An 18,450-nucleotide genomic window follows, 5' to 3' on the forward strand; every position below is an offset into this window, starting at 1 on the left:
CGCGGAGTTTCCGAAACGGACAGATCGCCGCTCCGGGTGCCTGTCAATCCGCGACCGCGGCGAGATGTCCGCCGCCGAAATCCTTGAGCAGCAGTTTCGGCACGCTCTCGCCGATCCGGCGCGTCGCGCTTGGAATTTCGCGGTCCAGACGTGCAAAGCGTGTCCGGCGCCGTGACGGATCGGGAACCGGCACCGCCTCGATGAGCCGCCGCGTATAGGGATGGCGCGGATTGGAAAAGACCTGATCGCGGCTGCCGATCTCGACGATCTGGCCGAGATACATGACGGCGACGCGGTCGGAGATGTTCTCGACCACCGCCATGTCATGCGAGATGAAGAGATAAGCGACGCCGAATTCGCGTTGCAGCTCCTTCAAAAGATCGAGCACGCGCGCCTGCACCGAGACATCGAGCGCCGACACGCTCTCGTCGGCGATGATCAGCTTCGGCCGGAGCGCCAGCGCCCGGGCGATACAGATGCGCTGGCGCTGGCCGCCCGAGAATTCATGCGGATAGAGCTCCATCTGCCCTGCCGACAGGCCGACCCGCTCGAACAGGGCGGCCACGCGTTCGCGGCGCTCCTGCCTTGAGCCAATGCCATGGATGAGCAGCGGCTCGGCCACCAGATCGCCGACGCGCATGCGCGGGTCGAGCGAGGCGTAGGGATCCTGGAAAACCATCTGCACGTCGCGCCGCACCGCCTTGCGTTCGTCGCCGCCAAGTCTGGAGAGCTCCCGGCCACCGATCGTCACCCCGCCGGCATAGGGCACGAGGCCGGCAAGCGCCTTGGCGGTGGTGGACTTGCCGCAGCCGGATTCGCCGACCAGCGCCAGCGTCTCGCCGGGCGCGATCGAGAAGCTGACACCCTCGACGGCGTGCACGCGCCGGTTGACGCGGCCGAAGAAGCCGCCGCGCAGGTCGAAACGGACATGGAGGTCGCTCACCGCCGCCACCTTGTCCTGTCCGGCCGTGCTGGTGGCCTCGCCCGGATTGCGCCGTCCGACGCCCGAGCCGATGCGCGGAACCGCCGCGAGGAGCTCTTGCGTGTAGGCGGCCTGCGGCCTGGCGAAAATATCGGCGGTGGCCCCTTCCTCGACCATGCGGCCATTGCGCATGACGATAACGCGATCGGCCATCTCGGCGACGACGCCCATGTCGTGGGTGATCAGGATGACGCTGGTGCCGTGCTGGCGCTGCAGGTCGCGCAGCAGCTCCAGAACCTCGCCCTGCACGGTGACGTCCAGCGCCGTCGTCGGCTCGTCGGCGATCAGCACGTCGGGCTCGAGCGCCAGCGCCATGGCGATCATCACCCGCTGGCGCATGCCGCCCGACAATTCATGCGGAAACTGTTTCAGCCGGCTTTCGGCTTCGGAAATGCGAACCGCCTTCAGCGCCTCGACGGCGCGCCGTTGCGCCTCGGCGTGCGAGAGACCGGTATGGACCTCGATCGATTCGGTGAGCTGGCGGCCGATCGACAGCACCGGATTGAGCGAGGTCATCGGCTCCTGGAAGATCATGGCGATGCGGTCGCCGCGAATGTCGCGCATGCGGCGCTCGTCGAGCGCCGTCAACTCTACGGCACCGCCATCCTTATCAAACAGCCGGATCTTTCCCGAAGCGATGCGGCCGGCCGGCTGCGGCAGGAGCTGCATGATCGCCAGCGCCGTCATCGACTTGCCGGAACCGGATTCGCCGGCGATGCACAGCGTCTCGCCGCGTTTGAGCGACAGCGACAGGCCGGACACCACCTCGCGCTCGCCATCCTCGCCGCGCACACCGACGGAGAGACCGGTGATTTCGAGCACCGGCCCCGCGGCCACTTTTGCGGCGGCGTCAGCGTGTTCGTCGACCACGCCTGCGCTCATTCGAACACGTAGCGCGGGAAATAGAACGACACCACCCAGTTCGGCATGTCGACGATCTCGCTGATCCTGAGATCGCCGCAGACCGAGACGAGCATATAGGCCTCGACCGGGTCGAGTTTATAGCGGCCGGCAAGCAGGTCGACCATCTGGCTGACGGCCTCTTTGGCCCCGGTCATCAGGTCGGGCCCGATGCCGGTCGTCACCTCATAGCCCTTGGCATCGAGGTGGCGCGTCACGGGGCCGGGCGTGGTGAAACGCGGCGTCTTCAGCCGCGCGTCCTTCACCAGGTCGAGTTTCAGCACGACGTCCATCGGGCTTTCGATCGCCGTGCCGCATACCTCGCCGTCGCCCTGCGCGGCATGCGTGTCGCCGACCGAGAACAGCGCGCCCGGCACTTCCACCGGCAGATAGAGCGTGGTGCCGGCGGCAAGATCGCGGATGTCGAGATTGCCGCCGACGCGCCGCGGCGGCACCACCGAATGGTGGCCGTTCTCGCCCGGCGCGTTGCCGATCGTGCCGGCGAACGGCTTCAGCGGCACACGGCCTTGTCTGCCGAAGAGCGCAGGCTCGAGCGAGGCGGCGTCGTATTTCCAGACGTTGAGCGCCGGTTCCTTGAACTCATCGGCGAGCAGGCCAAAACCCGGAATGTTCGCCGTCCAGCCGAAGCCGGACGGTTTGAACATCTCGATCGTCACCTTCAGCGCATCGCCGGGCTCGGCGCCATCGACGAAGATCGGCCCGGTCACCGGGTTGATGTGCTCGAAGTCGAGCTTGGCGATGTCGTCGACGGTGCTGTCTGCCTTGAGTTGCCCGCCGGACGAGTCCAGGCACTGGAACTCGATCGTCGAGCCGGGCGCCACCCGTTCGGCTGGGACGAAGGAATTGTCCCAGCCGAAATGGTGATGGCGCCCGTGGATGGTGTAGTCGCAGTTACTGCACATCTTTCACATACACATTGTCGTAGTTGATCGGGATATGGACCGGGTCGACATAGAGATTGTCGGCGCCGCCCATGCGGGCTGATTTCAGCGTGAAGCGTTGCTCATTGAAGACCGGAGCCCAGGGCGCGTCCTCCATGATCTTGTCATAGATCGCGCTCCACATCTTTTCGCGTTCCCCGGACTTGGCCGGATCGACGACGGAGTCGGCCTCGGCCGCCTTGGCGTCGAGGTCCTTGTTGCAGTACCACGACCAGTTCCAGCCGCCGGGCACCGCGCCGGCGCAGCCTAGGATCGGCCCGTAGAAGTTGGACGGATCCGGGAAGTCGGCGATCCAGGCCATGCCGCCCGACCAGATCATCGGCGCGCCGGCCTTGTCGCCGCCGGCGGCAATGACGTTGGCCTGGGCGAGCGACTGGATGCTGGCCTTAATGCCGATGGCCGCCAAATCCTGCTGGATCGCCTGGGCGATGCGCGGATTGGGATCGGTGTTCATGGCGAAGAGCTGGGTCTCGAAGCCATCCGGGTGGCCGGCCTCGGCCAGCAGCGCCTTGGCCTTGGCGACATCATACGGATACCCCTTGAACGCCTTGTCGTAGCCGGGCATCGAGGGCGGCAGCGGCTGGTTAGCCGGCACCGCGCGGTTGTTGATCATCTGGACGATGCGGTCCTTGTTGATCGCCATGTTCACGGCTTGGCGCACCTTCACATTGTCGAAGGGCGCCATGGTGGTGTTCATGGTGATGTAGCCGGTGTGCAGCTGCCCGCCCACCACGACGCGCGCCTTCTGTTCAGGATCGTTCATCACCTCCTGGAACTTGGCCGGCGGAATGCCGTCGCCGGGCACGTCGATCTCGCCCTTCTGCAAGCGCAGCAGGGCCACGATCGGCTCCTGGCCGATCTCGAAGGTGATCTTGTCGAGATGCGGCAGGCCCTTGTGCCAGTAGTCGGGATTGCGCTCGAAAACGATGCGCTGGCCGAGCGTCCATTCGGCGAGCTTGAAGGCGCCGGTGCCGACCGGATGCTTGCCGAAGTCGGCGCCGTATTTCTCGACTTCCTCCTTCGGCACGACATGCGAGAAGTTGATCGCCATGACATGCAGGAAGGTGGCGTCCGGCCGGGTCAGCTCGAACTTGATCGTGTAGGGATCGACCACGGTGACGCCGGAGAGGCTGTCGGCCTTGCCGGCGGCGACATCGTCATGGCCCTTGATGGAGCCGAAGAAGCCGGCGCCCGGGCTCTGGGTCTTCGGGTTGGTGACGCGGTCGAGCGAGTATTTGACGTCGTCGGCGGTCATCTCGCGGCCGTTGTGGAACTTGACGCCGTGGCGCAGTTTGAAGGTGAAGGTCTTGCCGTCCGGCGAGATCTCGTAGCTTTCGGCGAGGTCGGGCTTGAGCTTGGTGGTGCCCGGCTCATAGTCCATCAGCCCGTCGAACAGGCTCTTGATCATCGACCAGTTCTGCCAGTCGTAGCCGATCGCCGGGTCGAGGGTCGCGACATCATCCTTGTAGGTGATGGTGATGGCGCCGCCCTGCTTGACGTTCGGGTCGACGGCGTCATCGGCGCGCGCGCTGGCCATGCCGAGCATCAGCGCAAGCGTCGACGCGGCTACTGTGGATGCCAGAAATCGTCTCATGTCAGTGTTCCCTTTCTTTGGTTGTTGTCGTTGTCATCTCAGTTTGATGCGGGGGTCGATGAAGGGCGCGATGATGTCGGCCAGCAAATTGCCGAGCACGATGGCGAAGGCCGAGACCAGGGTGACCCCCATGATGATCGGAATGTCGACGCGCTGGATGGCCTGCCAGGCGAGCTGGCCGATGCCCGGCCAGCCGAACACGCTTTCGACCACCACGATGCCGCCCATGAAGATGCCGATGTCGATGCCGATCATGGCGACGACCGGAAGGATGGCGTTGGGCAGCGCATGGCGAAACAGGATGGCGCCGCGCGCCAGCCCCTTGGCGCGGGCAGTGCGCATATAGTCCTGGCGCAGCACGTCGATCATCGACGAGCGCATCATGCGCGCGTACCACCCAGCGCCGAGTATGCCCATGGTCAGCGACGGCAGCACAAGGTGGCGCCAGCTGCCGTAACCGCCGATCGGAAACCAACCGAGCCTGACGGCGAAGACGTAGAGCAAGAGCAGGCCAACGACGAATTGCGGCGCCGAGACGCCGACGAAGGAGGCGACCATCAAAGTCTGGTCGGTTACACTTCCACGCTTGACGGCAGCGATCAGCCCCATGGTGAGGCCAATCGCCAGCTCGCACAGGATGGCGCCGACCATCAGAAGCAGGCTCGCCGGCAGCCGCGAAACGATGAGCTCAGTGACCTCCGAGCGCTGGATGTAGGAGCGGCCGAGATCGCCGCCGAGCAGCCTTGTGAGATAGTGCCAGTACTGGACGATGAAGGGCTGGTCGAGGCCGAGCTGACGGCGGATGTTCTCCACCGTTTCCGGCGTGGCGCTGCGGCCGGCGATCTGGCGCACCGGATCGGCGGGCAAAAGATAGAGCAGCGCGAAGGTGATCAGCGAGACGCCGAGCAGGATGAGCAGCGACTGGATGAGCCGGCGGCCGAGATAGGCGATCATGACCGGCCTCCCATTATTCCCGCCCTCTCTGCGTCGGGTCGAGGATGTCGCGCAGCGCGTCGCCGATCAGGTTGAAGGCGAGCGCCAGCGCCAGGATCGCGGCGCCCGGGAAGAACACCAGCCAGGGCGCCGCCTGGAAATACGTCTGGTTCTCGAAGATAATGTTGCCCCACGACGCGGTCGGCGGCTGCACGCCGATGCCGAGATAGCTGAGCGTGGCTTCGAGCAGCACTGTCGTTGAGATGCCCAGCGTGCCCCAGACGATGATCGTCGGCAGGAGATGCGGCAGGATGTGGCGCAACAGTATGCGCGGCGCGCTCGCGCCTATCGTGCGCTCGGCGTCGATGAATTCGCGCTCGGACAGTGACGAGGTTTCGGTGTAGATGACGCGCGCGGTCTGCACCCAGTTGACCAGCGCGATCACCATGGCGACGATCCACAGGCTCGGCTCGAACACCGCGGCCAGGCAGATGGCTAAAAGCAGCGCGGGAAAGGCCATCATCAGATCGGTGAAGCGCATCAGCGCGCTGCCGATCCAGCCGCGGAAATAACCCGCCGTGACACCGACCAGCGTGCCGATCAAAAGCGCGACGCCATTGGCGACGATGCCGATGATCAACGAGGTGCGGGCCCCGAACAGGATGCGAGTCAACAGGTCGCGCCCGAGCAGGTCGGTGCCCAGCCAGAACTTGGCGTCCGGCGGCAAAGGCGAGCCTTCGAGTGTCAGGCCGTCGAACATCTGCTCGTTGGGGTCGTAGCCGGTCAGCCATGGCGCGAGGATGGCGCCGGCGAGCACGATGGCGACGATGAATAGCCCGAGCAGCGCCAGCGGTCGCTTGACCAGCCGGCGCCAGACGCCGGCGCGCGGCTTTGCCGGCATCCGGCCTGCCGCCGGAAGGTCAGGCGCGATGGGATTGGTCATCGCCGCCCTCCGCTTGCGTCATCGCCACGATGCGCCGAGCCGCTTCCTCGACGCTGATCTGCCAGCTCATCGCCAGCGATCTGAGCTGCGCGTAGGCCCGCTCGTCGTCGCCGCCTTTCGACAGAGCCGCGACCGCGCGCACGATGGTCTGGCGTTCGCCGACCCGCTGGCGCAGCGACTCGATCTCATCGGCGAGTCGCTTGCGCGCTTCGAAACTCTGCCTGGCGATGAGCAGCGCGCTATAGACGCCGGAGGTGCCCACCGGTTTCAACAATTGCGCATCGGCCTTGTGCGACAGCGCCCATTCGATGCGGCCCGGCGCTTCCGAGCCGATCAGCGCCACCAGCGGCATCGGCGCCTCGCCGGGCTTCCAGGGAAACTGCTCGTCGAAGCCGAGGTCGGCGTCGAAGAAGACGAAATCCGCCGCCAGCGCCTCCGCCGGCAGATGCGGCCAGCATTCGACCGCTTCGAGGCCGATCGCCGACAATTGCCTGGTGATCGCCTGCACCGTCATGTGCGGACGATGCAGCACGAAGGCCTTGGCGCCGCCGAGATTGGGGATGCGCGCCGCGCGGCTCACGACACCACCCTGAGCCGCGGACGGCCGAAGGTCTTGGCCGGATCGTAGCGCGAAAGATAGGGATCGGGCGCCACCTCTTCCTCGCGGCTCACCACCTCGAAGAAGCCGTCGGCGATACGCCCGATGATCACCGGCAGCGTCGCATGCTGGGTGTGAGAATCGATAGCGATCGGCCCCAGGCGGGTCGCGAAGCGGCGCTCGGCGAAGGCTTTGGAGAATTCCGCCGGGCCGGCGTCCGGGTTGCCGGAAAGCACGTCCGCCATCACCTGCACCGAGGCATAGGCGGAGGCCTCGAAGGACGAGGCGAAGGCGGCCGGACGCGGCGCGAAATAGGGCCCGGCCGACAAATGGCCCTTGCCCGTTTCGCCGATCGCCGACAGTTCGGCCTCCGTGAGATTGCAGGAGATTACCGGGCAGGCGTCAGGCTTGAAGGCCGCATCCTCGCGTCCCAGCTCGCGATAGGCGGCGAGAAAAGCATAGGACGAGGTGCCGATCAGGTTGTTGAGGATAAAATTCGGCCGCGTGACGCGGATTTCGTCGATCAGGCGCGAAACGTCGGTCTCGCCGATGCGCAGATAGCGTTCGCCCAGCACCTTGCCGCCGGCGTCGGCGATCAGGTCGCGCGCGACGCGGTTCATCTCCCAGCCCCATATGTAGTTCGAGCCGAGCAGGAAGCCGTTGGCGCCGAAACGCGGCGCGACATGAGCCATCAACGGCACCAGATGCTGATTCGGGCAGGCATGCATGTAGACGACATGCTCGTTGGCCTCGAAGCCTTCATACGGGCAGGCATACCAGAGCATTCCGCCTGCCTTCTCCAGCACGGGAATTGTCTCCTTGCGGCTCCAGGAGGTGATGCAGCCGACGACATGGCGGGCTCTGCTGGTGCGGAAGATGTCCTCGCAGAGCGTCGCGTAGCGGTCGGCGTTGCTTTGCGGATCGCGTTCGACGGGAACGAGCTCGATGCTTTGGGCGCGGTCGGCGTTGATGTCGGCGATCGCCCGCATTGCGCCCAGCCGGCAGGCGTCGGAGACGAGCTGATAGCTGCCTGACCGCGAATAGAGGATGCCGATCTCGATACGTCGCTTCAAGCAAGGCCCCAGAAATGAAAAAGCCTCGCAGCCAGCGCCGGACGGGCGAGGCATACGAGGCATTCTTGCCGCCCGGCGACCAAAGCCGGTATTTTCGCGGGCTACCCTATTCCGTACCGTCCGCCAGTCAAGCCTGAAAGTTGAATGGCCATCTAGTCGCGCAGGCTGAAGACGAAGGGCGCGGTGCGGGTGACGCGGGCGCCGAGCTCCGCCGGCGGCGCCGGTACCGAGGCGCCCCGCAATGCGCCGAGCGCCGCGCGGTCGAGATCGCCATCGCCCGAGGATCGCGCCAGCCGGGCCGAGACCACCCTGCCGGAGCTGTCGACCGTGAAGGTCACGCTCGGCGTGCCCTCGACCCGCCTGGAGCGCGCCGCGCTCGGATAGCGGGTGTGCCGCCTGATCCACGCCGCCAGGCTGGAATTCCAGCGCGACGGGCCGACGCTGGAGCGCGGCGCCGCATTCGAGGACTGCGGTGCTGCCGCCTTCGCCGCCGCCTTGGCGTCGATGCTGGCGGTGGTCGTCGCCCTTGGCGGTGGCGCCTTTTCCTTTTTCACCCGTTCTTTCGGCTTCTCGACCGGTTTTTTCTCGGCCTTCTTCCTGGCTTCGACCGGTCTCTGCGCCTTCATCTCCGCTTCCGCAGGTTTCGGTACCGGCAGCGGAATGACGACGTCCGGCGCGATCGCCTCGACAAGGTCGGGCACGACCTCGTCCAGCGGCGGCCGCTCGCTCAGGGCAGCAACGGCCTGTTCGGCGGGAGCGGCCTGTTTGGCCTCCTGCGTGTCGTCGATATCGAGGGGCTGTTCAGCGACGGGCTTGGTCTGCTCGGCCACCGGCGCCGGGTCGATCACCGATTTCACGTCGATGGGCTTTTCCGTCTCCTCCGTCGCATCGGGCGGCTCCGGTGTCACCGTGTCCGGCATCGCCGCCTCTTCCGGCACGGCGGGGGCGATGGCCAGCGGCGCCATCTCGACCGCCAGCGCCGGCGGCGGACCGCCATCCTGCCTCTCGGCGAAGCTCAGATTCTGCACCGCATAGGCAACCGCCACATGCGCAGCCAGAATGATTGCGGCGGCGCTCGTCCATAGGCCGGCCTCACGCGCGCCGAAGCGCGGCTGCGAAATGCGGGAAAGCGCGGCGACCGTCATGGCGCTGAACCGTCACCCGGAGCCGGCGCCGAGTTTACACCAGTTACCGGAGCTCCAGACTCGGCCGGTCCGCCAGCACTGCCCGACGTAGTTTCGAGCCCCACCAGCGCGACCTTGAGGTAGCCGGCGCTACGCAGCAGGTTCATCACCTCCATCAGGTCGCCATAGCCGACCGTCCTGTCGGCACGCAGGAAGATGCGCGTCTGCTTGTCGCCCTTGGTGCGGTTGTCGAGCGCCCCGGCGAAGGCCGGGCGGAGCACGCTGTCATTGCCGATCGCCAGCGTCAGATCGCTTTTCAGCGTAAGGAACAGCGGTGTCTCGGGCCGCGGCGCCGGCGCAGCCGTCGATCCGGGCAGGTCGACATTGACGTCGACCGTGGCGAGCGGTGCGGCGACCATGAAGATGATCAGGAGCACCAGGATGACATCGATGAACGGCGTGACGTTGATGTCGTGGCTTTCCTCGAGATCGTCGCCGGACGTCTCGCGAATGCGTGTCGCCATCGCCGTTACTCCGCCGCGATCGCCGTTGCCGGCGGCACGGTGCGGAAATCGAGGTCGCGGCTGACCAGCCGCTCGACGCCCGCGGAAGCGTCGGCGAGGATCTGCCTGTAGCCGGCTATCGAGCGCGCGAAGACGTTGTAGATGACGACCGCCGGAATGGCCGCGACGAGGCCCATGGCGGTGGCAAGCAACGCCTCGGCGATGCCGGGCGCGACGACGGCGAGGTTGGTGGTCTGCGCCTGCGAGATGCCGATAAAAGCGTTCATAATGCCCCAGACGGTGCCGAACAGGCCGACGAAGGGCGCCGTCGAGCCGATGGTGGCGAGCAGGCCGGTGCCGCGCGACATGCGCCGCCCCGCCGCCGCCTCGATGCGCGCAAGCCTGGAGGCGACGCGTTCCTTCAGGCCGTCGCCGGAGGCATGGTCGAGCGCGCCGGCCGACAGCGCCCGTTCCTCTTCCGCCGCCCGCACCAGCAGCGCGCCCGGGCCGCCGCTGCGGCCAAGCTCCCGGCCGGCCTGCATCAATGTCGCGGCGTTGCCGATCGCATCGGCGGCGCGGCGGGCCCTCAGCTTGCCGCCCAGGACCTCCAGCGACTTGGCGAGCCAGATCGTCCAGGTGACGAGGGAAGCGAAGGCCAGCCCGACCATCACCGCCTTCACGACGATGTCGGCATTCATGAACATACCCCAGGGCGACAGGTCATGCGGCAGCGTCAGCGAGATGGAAGGCTCTTCGCTCGTGGCGCCGTTCGCAGCCGGCCGAATGCCTGGCCCCACCGACGTGGCGGCGGGCGCCTGTGCCGCAGGCGTCTGCAGGGTTGGAGCGGCCGGCGCCTGCTCGACCGGCGCAGGCGATCGTCCCTGCGCCGCGGCGACACCCGCCGAAAGAATGAGCGACGCGGCCAGCGCCGCCAAGAGGCTGTTTCGGGACAAGGCTCGTCCTCGCTTCATCATTGCAATGCGGCGCCGCCATACAGACAGGTGCAGGGCGAGCCATGCCGGGTGACTATGAAACATGAGTTTGCGAGTCAACTATAAAGACGACTATGCTGCTCCACAATTCATAATGTGCCTATGCCCGCCTGAGCACGCTGCGGGCCTGGACCGCAAGGCGGTTGCCGGGCACGATGCGCATGGAGCAAGAAGAGCAGGCGGCCGATGATCAAGGCGATACCCTTCGACTTTCCCTATGACGGCAGGCTGGAGCCGCAGCACACGGCGCTGCTGGCGATAGACCTGCAGGAGGATTTCCTCTCGCCGACCGGCTACTTCGCCAGGAAGGGCTACGATCCGTCGCCGCTGCGAGCCATCCTGCCGGCGGCGAGCCGGCTGATTGCCGCGGCCCGCGCCGCCGGCCTCACCATCATCCACACCAGGCAAGGCTACCGCGCCGACATGGCCGATATGACGCCTTATGAAAGATGGCGCCGCAAGCGGGCGGGGCTCGACGGCACCGATGTCCTGCTGCGCTCCGGCCCGGGTTTCCAGATCGTTTCCGACATCGAGGTGGCGCCTGGAGACATCATCATCGACAAGACCTGCAACAGCGCCTTCACCTACACGGATCTCGAGCTCATTCTGCGGGCGCGCGGCATCACGCATCTGCTGTTCACCGGCTGCACGACGGATGTCTGCGTGCACACGACGTTGCGCGAGGCCTGCGACCGCAACTTCCAGTGCCTGACGATTTCGGACGCCTGCGCCAGCGGCGACCAATATGCGCATGAAGCCGCACTGCATATGGTGACGGTCGAGGACGGCGTCTTCGGTGCGCTGGCGGACTCGGCGGCCGTCATCAGCGCGCTAGCACGGCTCGCGGTCGTGGCGAGCTGAGGATTTCGGAATTGCGCGGATCGCCGGGTTCCGGCCAGCCGATATCCTTGCGGATGTCGAGTGGCAGCAGATAAAGCGTCCGCGCTGCCCGATATCGGGCACGGGTCGCGGTGTATTCGGCCGCGATGCGAGCGATGGATGACAGGATCGACATTTGCTTCTCCCTTGGTTGATGCCGGGGTCGCAGCCCGACACTCACCAAGACGAAACGCGGATGGCTTTTGGAACGGCGAGGGATAAATTTTTCTGAACTCACGGGCGCGGCGGCCGCTCGATATAGGTCCATGGCAGCGTCCGGATCGCGAACTTGATTGATTGCCGAAAAACTTTTGCGTGTACCGTTCCGTTTTCGGTTCAGGCTTCGTCTTGAGGGTCGTAACGGGTGCGAGAGCCAGGACGGCCTCCGCCATCAGGACAAACGGAGCCAAGCCATGTCGACCACAGTGACCCTGATCAACGTCTTCACCGCCAAGCCGGGCAAGCAGCAGGAACTCGCCAACACGCTTGCCGAGGGCACGAGGAGTTTCTTCAGCAGGCAGCCTGGCTCGCTGTCGTCATCCGTGGTGATCGGCGTCGACGGCAGCAAGGTGGCCAACATCTCGCAATGGCGTTCGGCGGACGACATTGCGGCCTTCCGCGGCGATCCCCGCTTCGGCGAATACATGAAGAGCATCGTCGAGCTCGCCTCCGGCGAGACCATGATGGGCCACACGACGTATTCCCATACGGGCGGGGTGGAGAACTGAAGCAATTCCAGGAAAAGTGTGAAACGGTTGGGTTCGGCGCCTTCGCCGACCTTCTGTCCGGAATTGCGTCAAACAAAGAGGTAGAGCACGCGTGACCGGTTCGCACGATCAGTCCGTTGCGGCGGCCGAAACCAGGCTTCGCGCCTTCGAGCGCGATGCCGCCTTGCTGAGAGCCAAGCTGCACCGCTACGCGTCGCGCATGGTCGGATCGGTCATCGATGGCGAAGACATCATCCAGGAGGCTTTGGCAAAAGGCTTCGTGGCGATCAGGAATGGCGACATGCCCGACAAGACCGAGCCTTGGTTGTTTCGCATCGCGCATAACGCCGCCCTCGATTTCCTGCGCAAGCGCGCCCGCCTGCGGGGGCGCGAAAGCGAAGTCGAGCTCGACACGATCGCCGACCAGAACTCGGCGCTGGATGCTCGCATTGCCGCCGAGGCGAGCCTGGCCGAACTGATGCAACTGCCGCCGGCGCAACGATGCACGGTCGTGCTGAAGGATGTGCTTGGACACAGTCTGGAGGAGACCGGCGAAATCCTCGAAACTTCCGAGACCGCGATCAAAGGCGCGCTGCAGCGGGGCCGCGAGAGCCTGCGCAAGCTGGCGGCCGCGCCGCGCATCGCGCCGCCCCGCCCGGCGCTCGACCAACACGACATGCGGCGCCTCGGCGATTATGTGGCCGCCTTCAACGCCAGGGACTTCGATGCCTTGCGCGGCCTGCTGGCCGAGGACGTCAAGCTGGAGCTGGTCAACCGCCTGCGCGCCGACGGCAAGGAATATGTCGGCAATTATTTCGGCCGCTATGCCGACGAGACGCATTGGCATTTCACAACCGGCCTCGTCGAAGGCCGGCCCGCCATCCTGGTCACCAGCCCGGAGCGTCCGGACGGACCGCCGCGCTACTTCATCCTCATCGATTGGGAGAACGGCCGGATCGCCGGCATCCGCGACTTCCTGTTCGCGGATTACGTGATGGACGGCTTGGATTATTCCGACGCGGAGCGATCTTAGTCTAGGACGCGCAGCGTTGCGCAAAAGGGTGCGAGGCAAACGCGCCCGGCTGCGGGACCTCCGTCTCGCGTCGCGCCAGCGAATTCGCGACCCGCGTGATCGTCTCGCGCCCGATGCGAGCGATCTCGCCCAGGCGGTCGATGCCGCCGATCATGAATTCCTCGACGCCCAGCGCCGCATAGGGCAACAGCGCCAAGGCGAGCCGCGCCGGCGGCCCGACAATCTCGACCGCCTTGTGATCCGAGGCGCCCGTCCAGCCGTCCGGGCGGATGCGCACCGGAAGCGCGAAGCGCAGCCTGCCGCCGCGGCCGTGCTCGGCGGCGGCGCTGCGCGCGCGCTCCATCAATTGCCTCACCTCGTCGGGCGAACCGGCGGCCAGCTCGAAGACATCGGCATGCTTGCCGGCGACCTTCAGCGCGGTGCCCGACTGACCGCCGAGCCGGATGACGAGATCGCCGCCGTGCGGACCCTTGCGCGGCACGAAGCCGCCGCGCACGCTGTAGAAGGCGCCCTCATGGTCGAAGGGCCTGTCATTCGACCACAGGCGCTTCAGCAGCACCAGATATTCGTCGATGCGCTGCCACACGACGCTGTGGCCGACCGGCCGCGCCTCGGCATCGCTGTCTTCAAGCGGCTCGCTCAGCATGCGAAGCGACAGACGCCCGCCGCCTCTGCGGTCGAGCGCTGCGAGCTGCCTGGCCGCTACCGTCGGCTCGATAACGCCGGCCCAATGCGTCAGCACCACCTCCAGCGAGCCGGTGCGGTCGAGCGTCTGCGCGGCGATATCCATGTTGGCAAGCAGTCCGGCCGGATCGTCCACCACCAGCTTGCGGAAACCGGAATCCTCGATCAGCGACAATTTGGTCGCCGTCTCGGCGAAATCGTAAAAGAAGCTGCCATTGGCAGGCTTGCCTGGAACATGCGTGAACTCGATCGGCATTGCCATCTCCTCCATCACGTTGGGTCGCCCCGCTCCGAACCCCCGAGTCAAATCCATCTTGTCGGCGCGCGACAGCGCGCTGGCCTTCTTCAGCTCCGATTACTCAACTCAGATTTTTGGACGGCGGGGCCTTTGTTTTTACGCAATTCCGGACGGAAAACAGATCGCACTTTCCTGGAATTGCTCTGGCCCCGGCTCAGTCAGGGGACGATCCCGAAAACGACGGCACCGGTGAACACGAAGGCAAGCGCAAAGACGAGGTAGGCGAACGTGCCGCCATAGGCGGGCCTCCAGCTCGGGTCGGCGGCAAGCCTCTGGCCTTTGCGTTGGGCGTTCTGAATGTAGGACATGGTCGATCCTCCGTCGCGACCGTTAATCTATAAAATTAGTAGACTTTGTCGATTGTTATTTTTGGGCAGTTTCTGGAACAAATTTTTGGGGAGGATGCAATCTGTGGTTTTTCATTCTCGCCCGGTAGCGGCATACCCGGTTCCAGGTTTTTCGTTCCAGAACGGCAGGCGCTCGACGGAGTGGGGTCGACCCATGGCGCGGTGCAAGGAGATTCGTGCGCCGAGTGCCCTTTCGCTCGCGGCGGTAGCGAGGTGGTTCCCCCACTCCGCCGCTGCTTCGCAGCGCCACCTTTCCCCCTCCAGAGGGAGATGAAAGGGCGCCACCCGCCTAACGCTCCTCCCGTCGGAACGGCTTCAGCAGCGCCGAAGGCGCCACCGCGTTGCGCGACATGAAGGCCATAGCGACGATGGTGAAGATGAAGGGCAGCATCAGGAAGGCTTCGTAGGGGATGTGGCCGAGGCCGCTCGCCTGCATCCTGAGCTGCAGCGCATCGACGAAGGCAAAAAGCAGCGCCGCGCCCGCCGAGCGCCAGGGATCCCAGCGGCCGAACACGACCAAAGCGATCGCCACCCAGCCACGCCCGGATACGACGCCGAAGGTGAAGGCGTTGAACTGCGCCATGGTAAGGAAGGCGCCCGCAACGCCCATCAGCGCGCCGCCGAGGATCACCGCCTGGAAGCGCGTGGCAATCACGCTGACGCCGGCCGAGTCCGCCGCGCGCGGATTCTCGCCGACCATGCGCACCGACAGCCCCCATGGCGTGCGGTAGAGCACGAAGGCGGCGAGCGGGATGGCGATGATCGCCAGATAGACCAGCGTGAACTGGCTGAACACAGCCGGGCCGAGGATCGGGATGTCCGAAAGCAGCGGGATCGGCACCGGCTTGAAGCCGTCGATGCTCGGCGGCACCGATTGCTGGCCGAAGATCAGCCGGTAGAGGAAATAGGCGAGGCCCGAGCAGAACAAAGTCACGCCGATGCCGCAGACATGTTGGCTCAGCCCCAGCGCCACGGTGAACAGCGCATGCAGAGCGCCCATCAGCGCCCCGACCAGCACGGCCACCAGCACGCCAAGCCACAGGCTGCCGCCAAGGCTCGCCGCGGTGAAGCCGGCCATCGCCGACAGCAGCATGATGCCCTCGATGCCGAGATTGAGCACGCCTGCCCGCTCGGAGAACATTTCGCCGAGCGTGGCGAAGGCGAGCGGCGTGGCGATGCGGATGATGGCGGCGAGAAAGCCGACCTGGAAGATCTGCTCGAACACCGCGCTCATGTTTGCGCTCCCACGCGGCGGATGCGGTAGGCGGTGAACAGCAGCGCCACCAGCATGGCCAGCAGCGCCGTGCCCTGGATGACGTCGCTTAAGAAAGCCGGCACGCCGGTCGCCCGCGACATCGCCTCGGCGCCGGTCATGACCGCGGCCAGGAAGATCGCCGCCGGCACCACGCCGAGCGGGTTGAGCCGGGCAAGCATGGCGACGACGATGCCCGAATAACCATAGCCCGGCGAGATGTCACTCATCACCTGGAAGTGGACGCCGCCGACCTCGCCGACGCCGGCCAGCCCGGCCAGCGCGCCGGAGAGCAGCGCGGTGGACAGCAGCACCCGCTGCACGTTGATGCCGCCATAGCGGGCGGCTTCCGGGTTCTCGCCGGTGACGCGGATCCTAAAACCTAGCGTGGTGCGCGCGATCAGGAACCAGCAAAGGGGTGCGGCGATCAGCGCCACGACGACGCCGAGATGCAGCCTTGTGCCCTCGACCAGCACCGGGAAATTGGCCGAGTCCTCGATCGGCGGCGAGATCGGATAGCCGGAGAAGGTGTCCTTCCACGGCCCCTCGATCAGCGCCATCAGCGCGTAATAGATGACCGAGTTGAGGAGCAGCGAGCTGACCACATCATCGACCTTGAATTTGACGCGCAATGTCGCCGGCACCAGCGCGACGAGAGCGCCGGCGGTGGCGCCTACAAGGGCCATCAGCAGCATAGCGAGATAGCCCGGCATGGGGATGGCGCCGACAAAGCAGCTTGCCACCGCGCCGGCGAGCAGCTGGCCCTCGGCGCCGATGTTCCAGAATTTGGCGCGGAAGGCGATCGCCACCGCCAGGCCGGTGAAGACCATCGGGGCGGCGCGCACCAGCGTCTCGGTGATGGCGTAGCTGTCGCCGAGGGATGCAGACAGCATCACGCCATAGGCCTCGACGACGCCGGCGCCTGCAATCGCGATCAGGCCGCTGCACAGGATCAGTGTGGCGGCGATGGCGACCAGCGGCAGCGCGAGGTTGAACCATGCGGGCGTCGACGTGCGGGCTTCGAGGCGGAACATCAGGCGTGCCCCTCCGCGCCGGTCATCATCAGGCCGAGCCTTGCGACGGTGGCATCCGCGCTGGGAAGCGTGCCCGCGATGCGGCCCTCATACAGCACGGCTATGCGGTCCGAGAGCATCAGCAATTCCTCGAGGTCCTCGCCGATGACGATGATGCCGCAGCCCTTGGCGCGCATGGCGAGGAATTTCTCGTGGATGAAGCGGGCAGCGCCGATGTCGAGGCCGCGCGTCGGCTGCGAGACGATCAGCACCTTGGGGTCGAAGGCGAGCTCGCGGGCAAGAAGCGCCTTCTGCAGATTGCCGCCGGACAACGCTCCGGCGCGCACCATCGGTCCGGGGCAGCGTATGTCATAGGCCTTGATCTGTTGCTCGGCGAAGGCGCGGATGGCGGCCGGGTTGAGCAGGCCCTTGCGGCTGAAGACCTCGGTGCCGATACGCGGCAGCACCATGGAATCGGCTAAAGGCAGGTTTGTGACGAGGCCGGTGGTCATCCGGTCTTCCGGGATGCGACCGAGGCCGAGCGTCTGCAATTCACGCGGCGAAAATTGCGCAACCGCTTTGCCGGCTATCGTCATCGCTCCGGCCTTGGGCGGCAGCATGCCGGAAATGACATCGGCCAGCGCACGCTGGCCGTTGCCGGAAACGCCGGCGATGCCCAGGATCTCGCCTGCGCGGACGAAAAGCGAGACGTCGCGCAGCGGCGTGCCGGCATGAGCGGAAGTGGATATGCGGTCGAGCGTCAGCACGGAAGCGCCGGGCGTCGAAGACTGCTTGACCGGCGGGACGATTTCGTGGCCGCACATCAGCTTGGCCATTTCCGCCGACGTGGTGCTTGCCGGATCGTCGACGCGGCCGGCGACCTTGCCGTGGCGCAGCACGACGCAGCGATGGGTGAGCGCCCTGACTTCGTTGAGCTTGTGCGAGATGAAGATGATGCCGAGCCCTTGCGCCGCCATCGAGCGCAGGGCGGCGAACAGGCCGTCCACTTCGCTCGGCGCCAGCACCGCCGTCGGCTCATCGAGAATCAAAAGCCTGGCGCCGCGAAACAGCGCCTTGATGATTTCCAGCCGCTGCTGCTCGCCGACGGACAGCGCCGACACCGGCAGGTTCGGATCGAGGCTCAGCCCATATTGCCGGCTGATTTCGTCCAGGCGGGCAAGCCCGCGAGCACGGTCGATACGACCGGACTTGCCGGCAATGCCTATCAAAAGGTTTTCCAGCACCGTGAGGCGCGGCGCGAGGTGAAAATGCTGATGCACCATGCCGATGCCGGCGGCCAGGGCGTCGGCGGAATTGTGGATGGCGACCGGCCTGCCTTCGACCAGGATCTCGCCGGCGTCCGGCGCATAGGCGCCGAACAGCACGTTCATCAGCGTCGTCTTGCCGGCGCCGTTCTCACCGAGCAGGCCGAGAATCTCGCCGGGCGCGACGCTAAGGTCGACGGCCTCGTTCGCCTTGACGGCGCCGAAGCTCTTGGTGATGCCGCGCATTTCGATGAGTGGGGCGGACAAGGGTGCTCCTGACTTGCGATCCGGCCAATCGCGGAGGGCAGCGCTGCACCCCCCTCTGGCCTGCCGGCCATCTCCCCCTCAAGGGGGGAGATCAGATGTCA

18 protein-coding genes and 1 pseudogene are annotated in these 18,450 nt (G+C 65.9%); 3 read left to right on the forward strand and 16 right to left on the reverse strand.

Annotated elements, in window-relative coordinates:
* Positions 1-43 precede the first annotated feature (43 nt).
* The 10 genes from LB523_RS07700 to exbB form a co-directional block, all read right to left on the reverse strand.
* Positions 44-1,864, reverse strand: a complete 1,821-nt coding sequence (locus LB523_RS07700; RefSeq protein ID WP_411966443.1) for an ABC transporter ATP-binding protein — start codon at positions 1,862-1,864, stop codon at positions 44-46.
* On the reverse strand, positions 1,861-2,805 hold the full coding sequence (locus tag LB523_RS07705; RefSeq protein WP_224602002.1) for an acetamidase/formamidase family protein: 945 nt from the start codon (positions 2,803-2,805) through the stop codon (positions 1,861-1,863). The genes LB523_RS07700 and LB523_RS07705 overlap by 4 nt, the downstream gene beginning before the upstream one ends.
* Positions 2,795-4,438: an ABC transporter substrate-binding protein gene (locus LB523_RS07710; RefSeq protein ID WP_411966444.1), complete on the reverse strand. Its 1,644-nt coding sequence runs from the start codon at positions 4,436-4,438 to the stop codon at positions 2,795-2,797. The genes LB523_RS07705 and LB523_RS07710 overlap by 11 nt, the downstream gene beginning before the upstream one ends.
* A 33-nt stretch (positions 4,439-4,471) precedes the next feature.
* Positions 4,472-5,392 (reverse strand): ABC transporter permease, encoded by a 921-nt coding sequence (locus tag LB523_RS07715; protein ID WP_224531972.1) that lies wholly within the window; start codon positions 5,390-5,392, stop codon positions 4,472-4,474.
* 13 nt (positions 5,393-5,405) lie between these two features.
* On the reverse strand, positions 5,406-6,272 hold the full coding sequence (locus LB523_RS07720) for an ABC transporter permease (protein ID WP_224602406.1): 867 nt from the start codon (positions 6,270-6,272) through the stop codon (positions 5,406-5,408).
* Positions 6,273-6,291: 19 nt separating this feature from the next.
* The gene (locus LB523_RS07725; RefSeq protein WP_224602004.1) at positions 6,292-6,894 is read right to left on the reverse strand and encodes an ANTAR domain-containing response regulator; all 603 of its coding nucleotides are present in this window, start codon (positions 6,892-6,894) and stop codon (positions 6,292-6,294) included.
* Positions 6,891-7,985, reverse strand: a complete 1,095-nt coding sequence (locus LB523_RS07730) for a transporter substrate-binding protein (RefSeq protein ID WP_224602006.1) — start codon at positions 7,983-7,985, stop codon at positions 6,891-6,893. Before LB523_RS07730 ends, LB523_RS07725 begins: the two co-directional genes overlap by 4 nt.
* A gap of 152 nt (positions 7,986-8,137) precedes the next feature.
* Entirely contained in the window at positions 8,138-9,130 is a 993-nt protein-coding gene (locus LB523_RS07735) for a TonB family protein (protein ID WP_224602008.1), read from the reverse strand.
* The gene (exbD, locus tag LB523_RS07740) at positions 9,127-9,633 is read right to left on the reverse strand and encodes a TonB system transport protein ExbD (protein ID WP_224602011.1); all 507 of its coding nucleotides are present in this window, start codon (positions 9,631-9,633) and stop codon (positions 9,127-9,129) included. Before exbD ends, LB523_RS07735 begins: the two co-directional genes overlap by 4 nt.
* A gap of 5 nt (positions 9,634-9,638) precedes the next feature.
* Entirely contained in the window at positions 9,639-10,565 is a 927-nt protein-coding gene (gene exbB / locus LB523_RS07745; RefSeq protein WP_224602013.1) for a tonB-system energizer ExbB, read from the reverse strand.
* A 225-nt stretch (positions 10,566-10,790) separates the two neighbouring features.
* Between exbB and LB523_RS07750 the strand changes: the two genes are divergently transcribed.
* Positions 10,791-11,465: a cysteine hydrolase family protein gene (locus tag LB523_RS07750; RefSeq protein ID WP_224602015.1), complete on the forward strand. Its 675-nt coding sequence runs from the start codon at positions 10,791-10,793 to the stop codon at positions 11,463-11,465.
* Here LB523_RS07750 and LB523_RS07755 read toward each other — a convergent pair.
* A complete protein-coding gene (locus LB523_RS07755) occupies positions 11,428-11,619 on the reverse strand; it encodes a hypothetical protein (RefSeq protein WP_224602017.1) in 192 nt (63 codons plus the stop codon). The two genes, LB523_RS07750 and LB523_RS07755, sit on opposite strands and share 38 nt — an antisense overlap.
* Positions 11,620-11,896: 277 nt before the next feature.
* On the opposite strand from LB523_RS07755, the gene LB523_RS07760 reads away from it, so the two are divergent.
* Together LB523_RS07760 and LB523_RS07765 are read left to right on the forward strand one after the other, a co-directional pair.
* A complete protein-coding gene (locus LB523_RS07760; protein ID WP_095770057.1) occupies positions 11,897-12,211 on the forward strand; it encodes a putative quinol monooxygenase in 315 nt (104 codons plus the stop codon).
* A 91-nt stretch (positions 12,212-12,302) separates the two neighbouring features.
* Positions 12,303-13,223, forward strand: coding sequence for a sigma-70 family RNA polymerase sigma factor (locus LB523_RS07765; protein ID WP_224602019.1), 921 nt, complete (start codon positions 12,303-12,305; stop codon positions 13,221-13,223).
* A gap of 1 nt (position 13,224) precedes the next feature.
* Here the strand turns inward: LB523_RS07765 and LB523_RS07770 are convergent, their stop codons facing one another.
* From LB523_RS07770 to LB523_RS07790, 5 genes and pseudogenes are all read right to left on the reverse strand, one after another.
* Positions 13,225-14,163, reverse strand: coding sequence for an LLM class flavin-dependent oxidoreductase (locus LB523_RS07770; protein ID WP_224602021.1), 939 nt, complete (start codon positions 14,161-14,163; stop codon positions 13,225-13,227).
* 200 nt (positions 14,164-14,363) lie between these two features.
* Complete coding sequence (locus LB523_RS07775; protein ID WP_224602023.1) at positions 14,364-14,513, reverse strand: hypothetical protein; 150 nt, start codon at positions 14,511-14,513, stop codon at positions 14,364-14,366.
* Positions 14,514-14,841: 328 nt separating this feature from the next.
* Positions 14,842-15,786 carry an ABC transporter permease gene (locus LB523_RS07780; protein ID WP_224602025.1) on the reverse strand — a complete coding sequence of 315 codons (945 nt, stop codon included), beginning with the start codon at positions 15,784-15,786 and terminating at the stop codon, positions 14,842-14,844.
* A complete protein-coding gene (locus tag LB523_RS07785) occupies positions 15,783-16,838 on the reverse strand; it encodes an ABC transporter permease (RefSeq protein ID WP_224602027.1) in 1,056 nt (351 codons plus the stop codon). Before LB523_RS07785 ends, LB523_RS07780 begins: the two co-directional genes overlap by 4 nt.
* Positions 16,839-17,077: 239 nt before the next feature.
* Positions 17,078-18,328, reverse strand: a pseudogene (locus tag LB523_RS07790) (ABC transporter ATP-binding protein); the annotation flags it as partial.
* Between the last annotated feature and the right edge of the window lie 122 nt (positions 18,329-18,450).

This window comes from Mesorhizobium sp. ESP-6-4 (assembly GCF_020164735.1).
In the GTDB taxonomy this organism is placed as follows: domain Bacteria; phylum Pseudomonadota; class Alphaproteobacteria; order Rhizobiales; family Rhizobiaceae; genus Mesorhizobium.

Bases quoted from the DNA above. Each gene is read 5' to 3' on its own strand.
- LB523_RS07715 (WP_224531972.1), bottom strand. From the start codon at position 5,392: ATGATCGCCTATCTCGGCCGCCGGCTCATCCAGTCGCTGCTCATCCTG.
- LB523_RS07755 (WP_224602017.1), bottom strand. From the start codon at position 11,619: ATGTCGATCCTGTCATCCATCGCTCGCATCGCGGCCGAATACACCGCG.
- LB523_RS07760 (WP_095770057.1), top strand. From the start codon at position 11,897: ATGTCGACCACAGTGACCCTGATCAACGTCTTCACCGCCAAGCCGGGC.
- exbD (WP_224602011.1), bottom strand. From the start codon at position 9,633: ATGGCGACACGCATTCGCGAGACGTCCGGCGACGATCTCGAGGAAAGC.
- LB523_RS07710 (WP_411966444.1), bottom strand. From the start codon at position 4,438: ATGAGACGATTTCTGGCATCCACAGTAGCCGCGTCGACGCTTGCGCTG.
- LB523_RS07785 (WP_224602027.1), bottom strand. From the start codon at position 16,838: ATGTTCCGCCTCGAAGCCCGCACGTCGACGCCCGCATGGTTCAACCTC.
- LB523_RS07700 (WP_411966443.1), bottom strand. From the start codon at position 1,864: ATGAGCGCAGGCGTGGTCGACGAACACGCTGACGCCGCCGCAAAAGTG.
- LB523_RS07705 (WP_224602002.1), bottom strand. From the start codon at position 2,805: ATGTGCAGTAACTGCGACTACACCATCCACGGGCGCCATCACCATTTC.
- LB523_RS07770 (WP_224602021.1), bottom strand. From the start codon at position 14,163: ATGCCGATCGAGTTCACGCATGTTCCAGGCAAGCCTGCCAATGGCAGC.
- LB523_RS07780 (WP_224602025.1), bottom strand. From the start codon at position 15,786: ATGAGCGCGGTGTTCGAGCAGATCTTCCAGGTCGGCTTTCTCGCCGCC.
- LB523_RS07775 (WP_224602023.1), bottom strand. From the start codon at position 14,513: ATGTCCTACATTCAGAACGCCCAACGCAAAGGCCAGAGGCTTGCCGCC.
- LB523_RS07750 (WP_224602015.1), top strand. From the start codon at position 10,791: ATGATCAAGGCGATACCCTTCGACTTTCCCTATGACGGCAGGCTGGAG.
- LB523_RS07735 (WP_224602008.1), bottom strand. From the start codon at position 9,130: ATGACGGTCGCCGCGCTTTCCCGCATTTCGCAGCCGCGCTTCGGCGCG.
- LB523_RS07720 (WP_224602406.1), bottom strand. From the start codon at position 6,272: ATGCCGGCAAAGCCGCGCGCCGGCGTCTGGCGCCGGCTGGTCAAGCGA.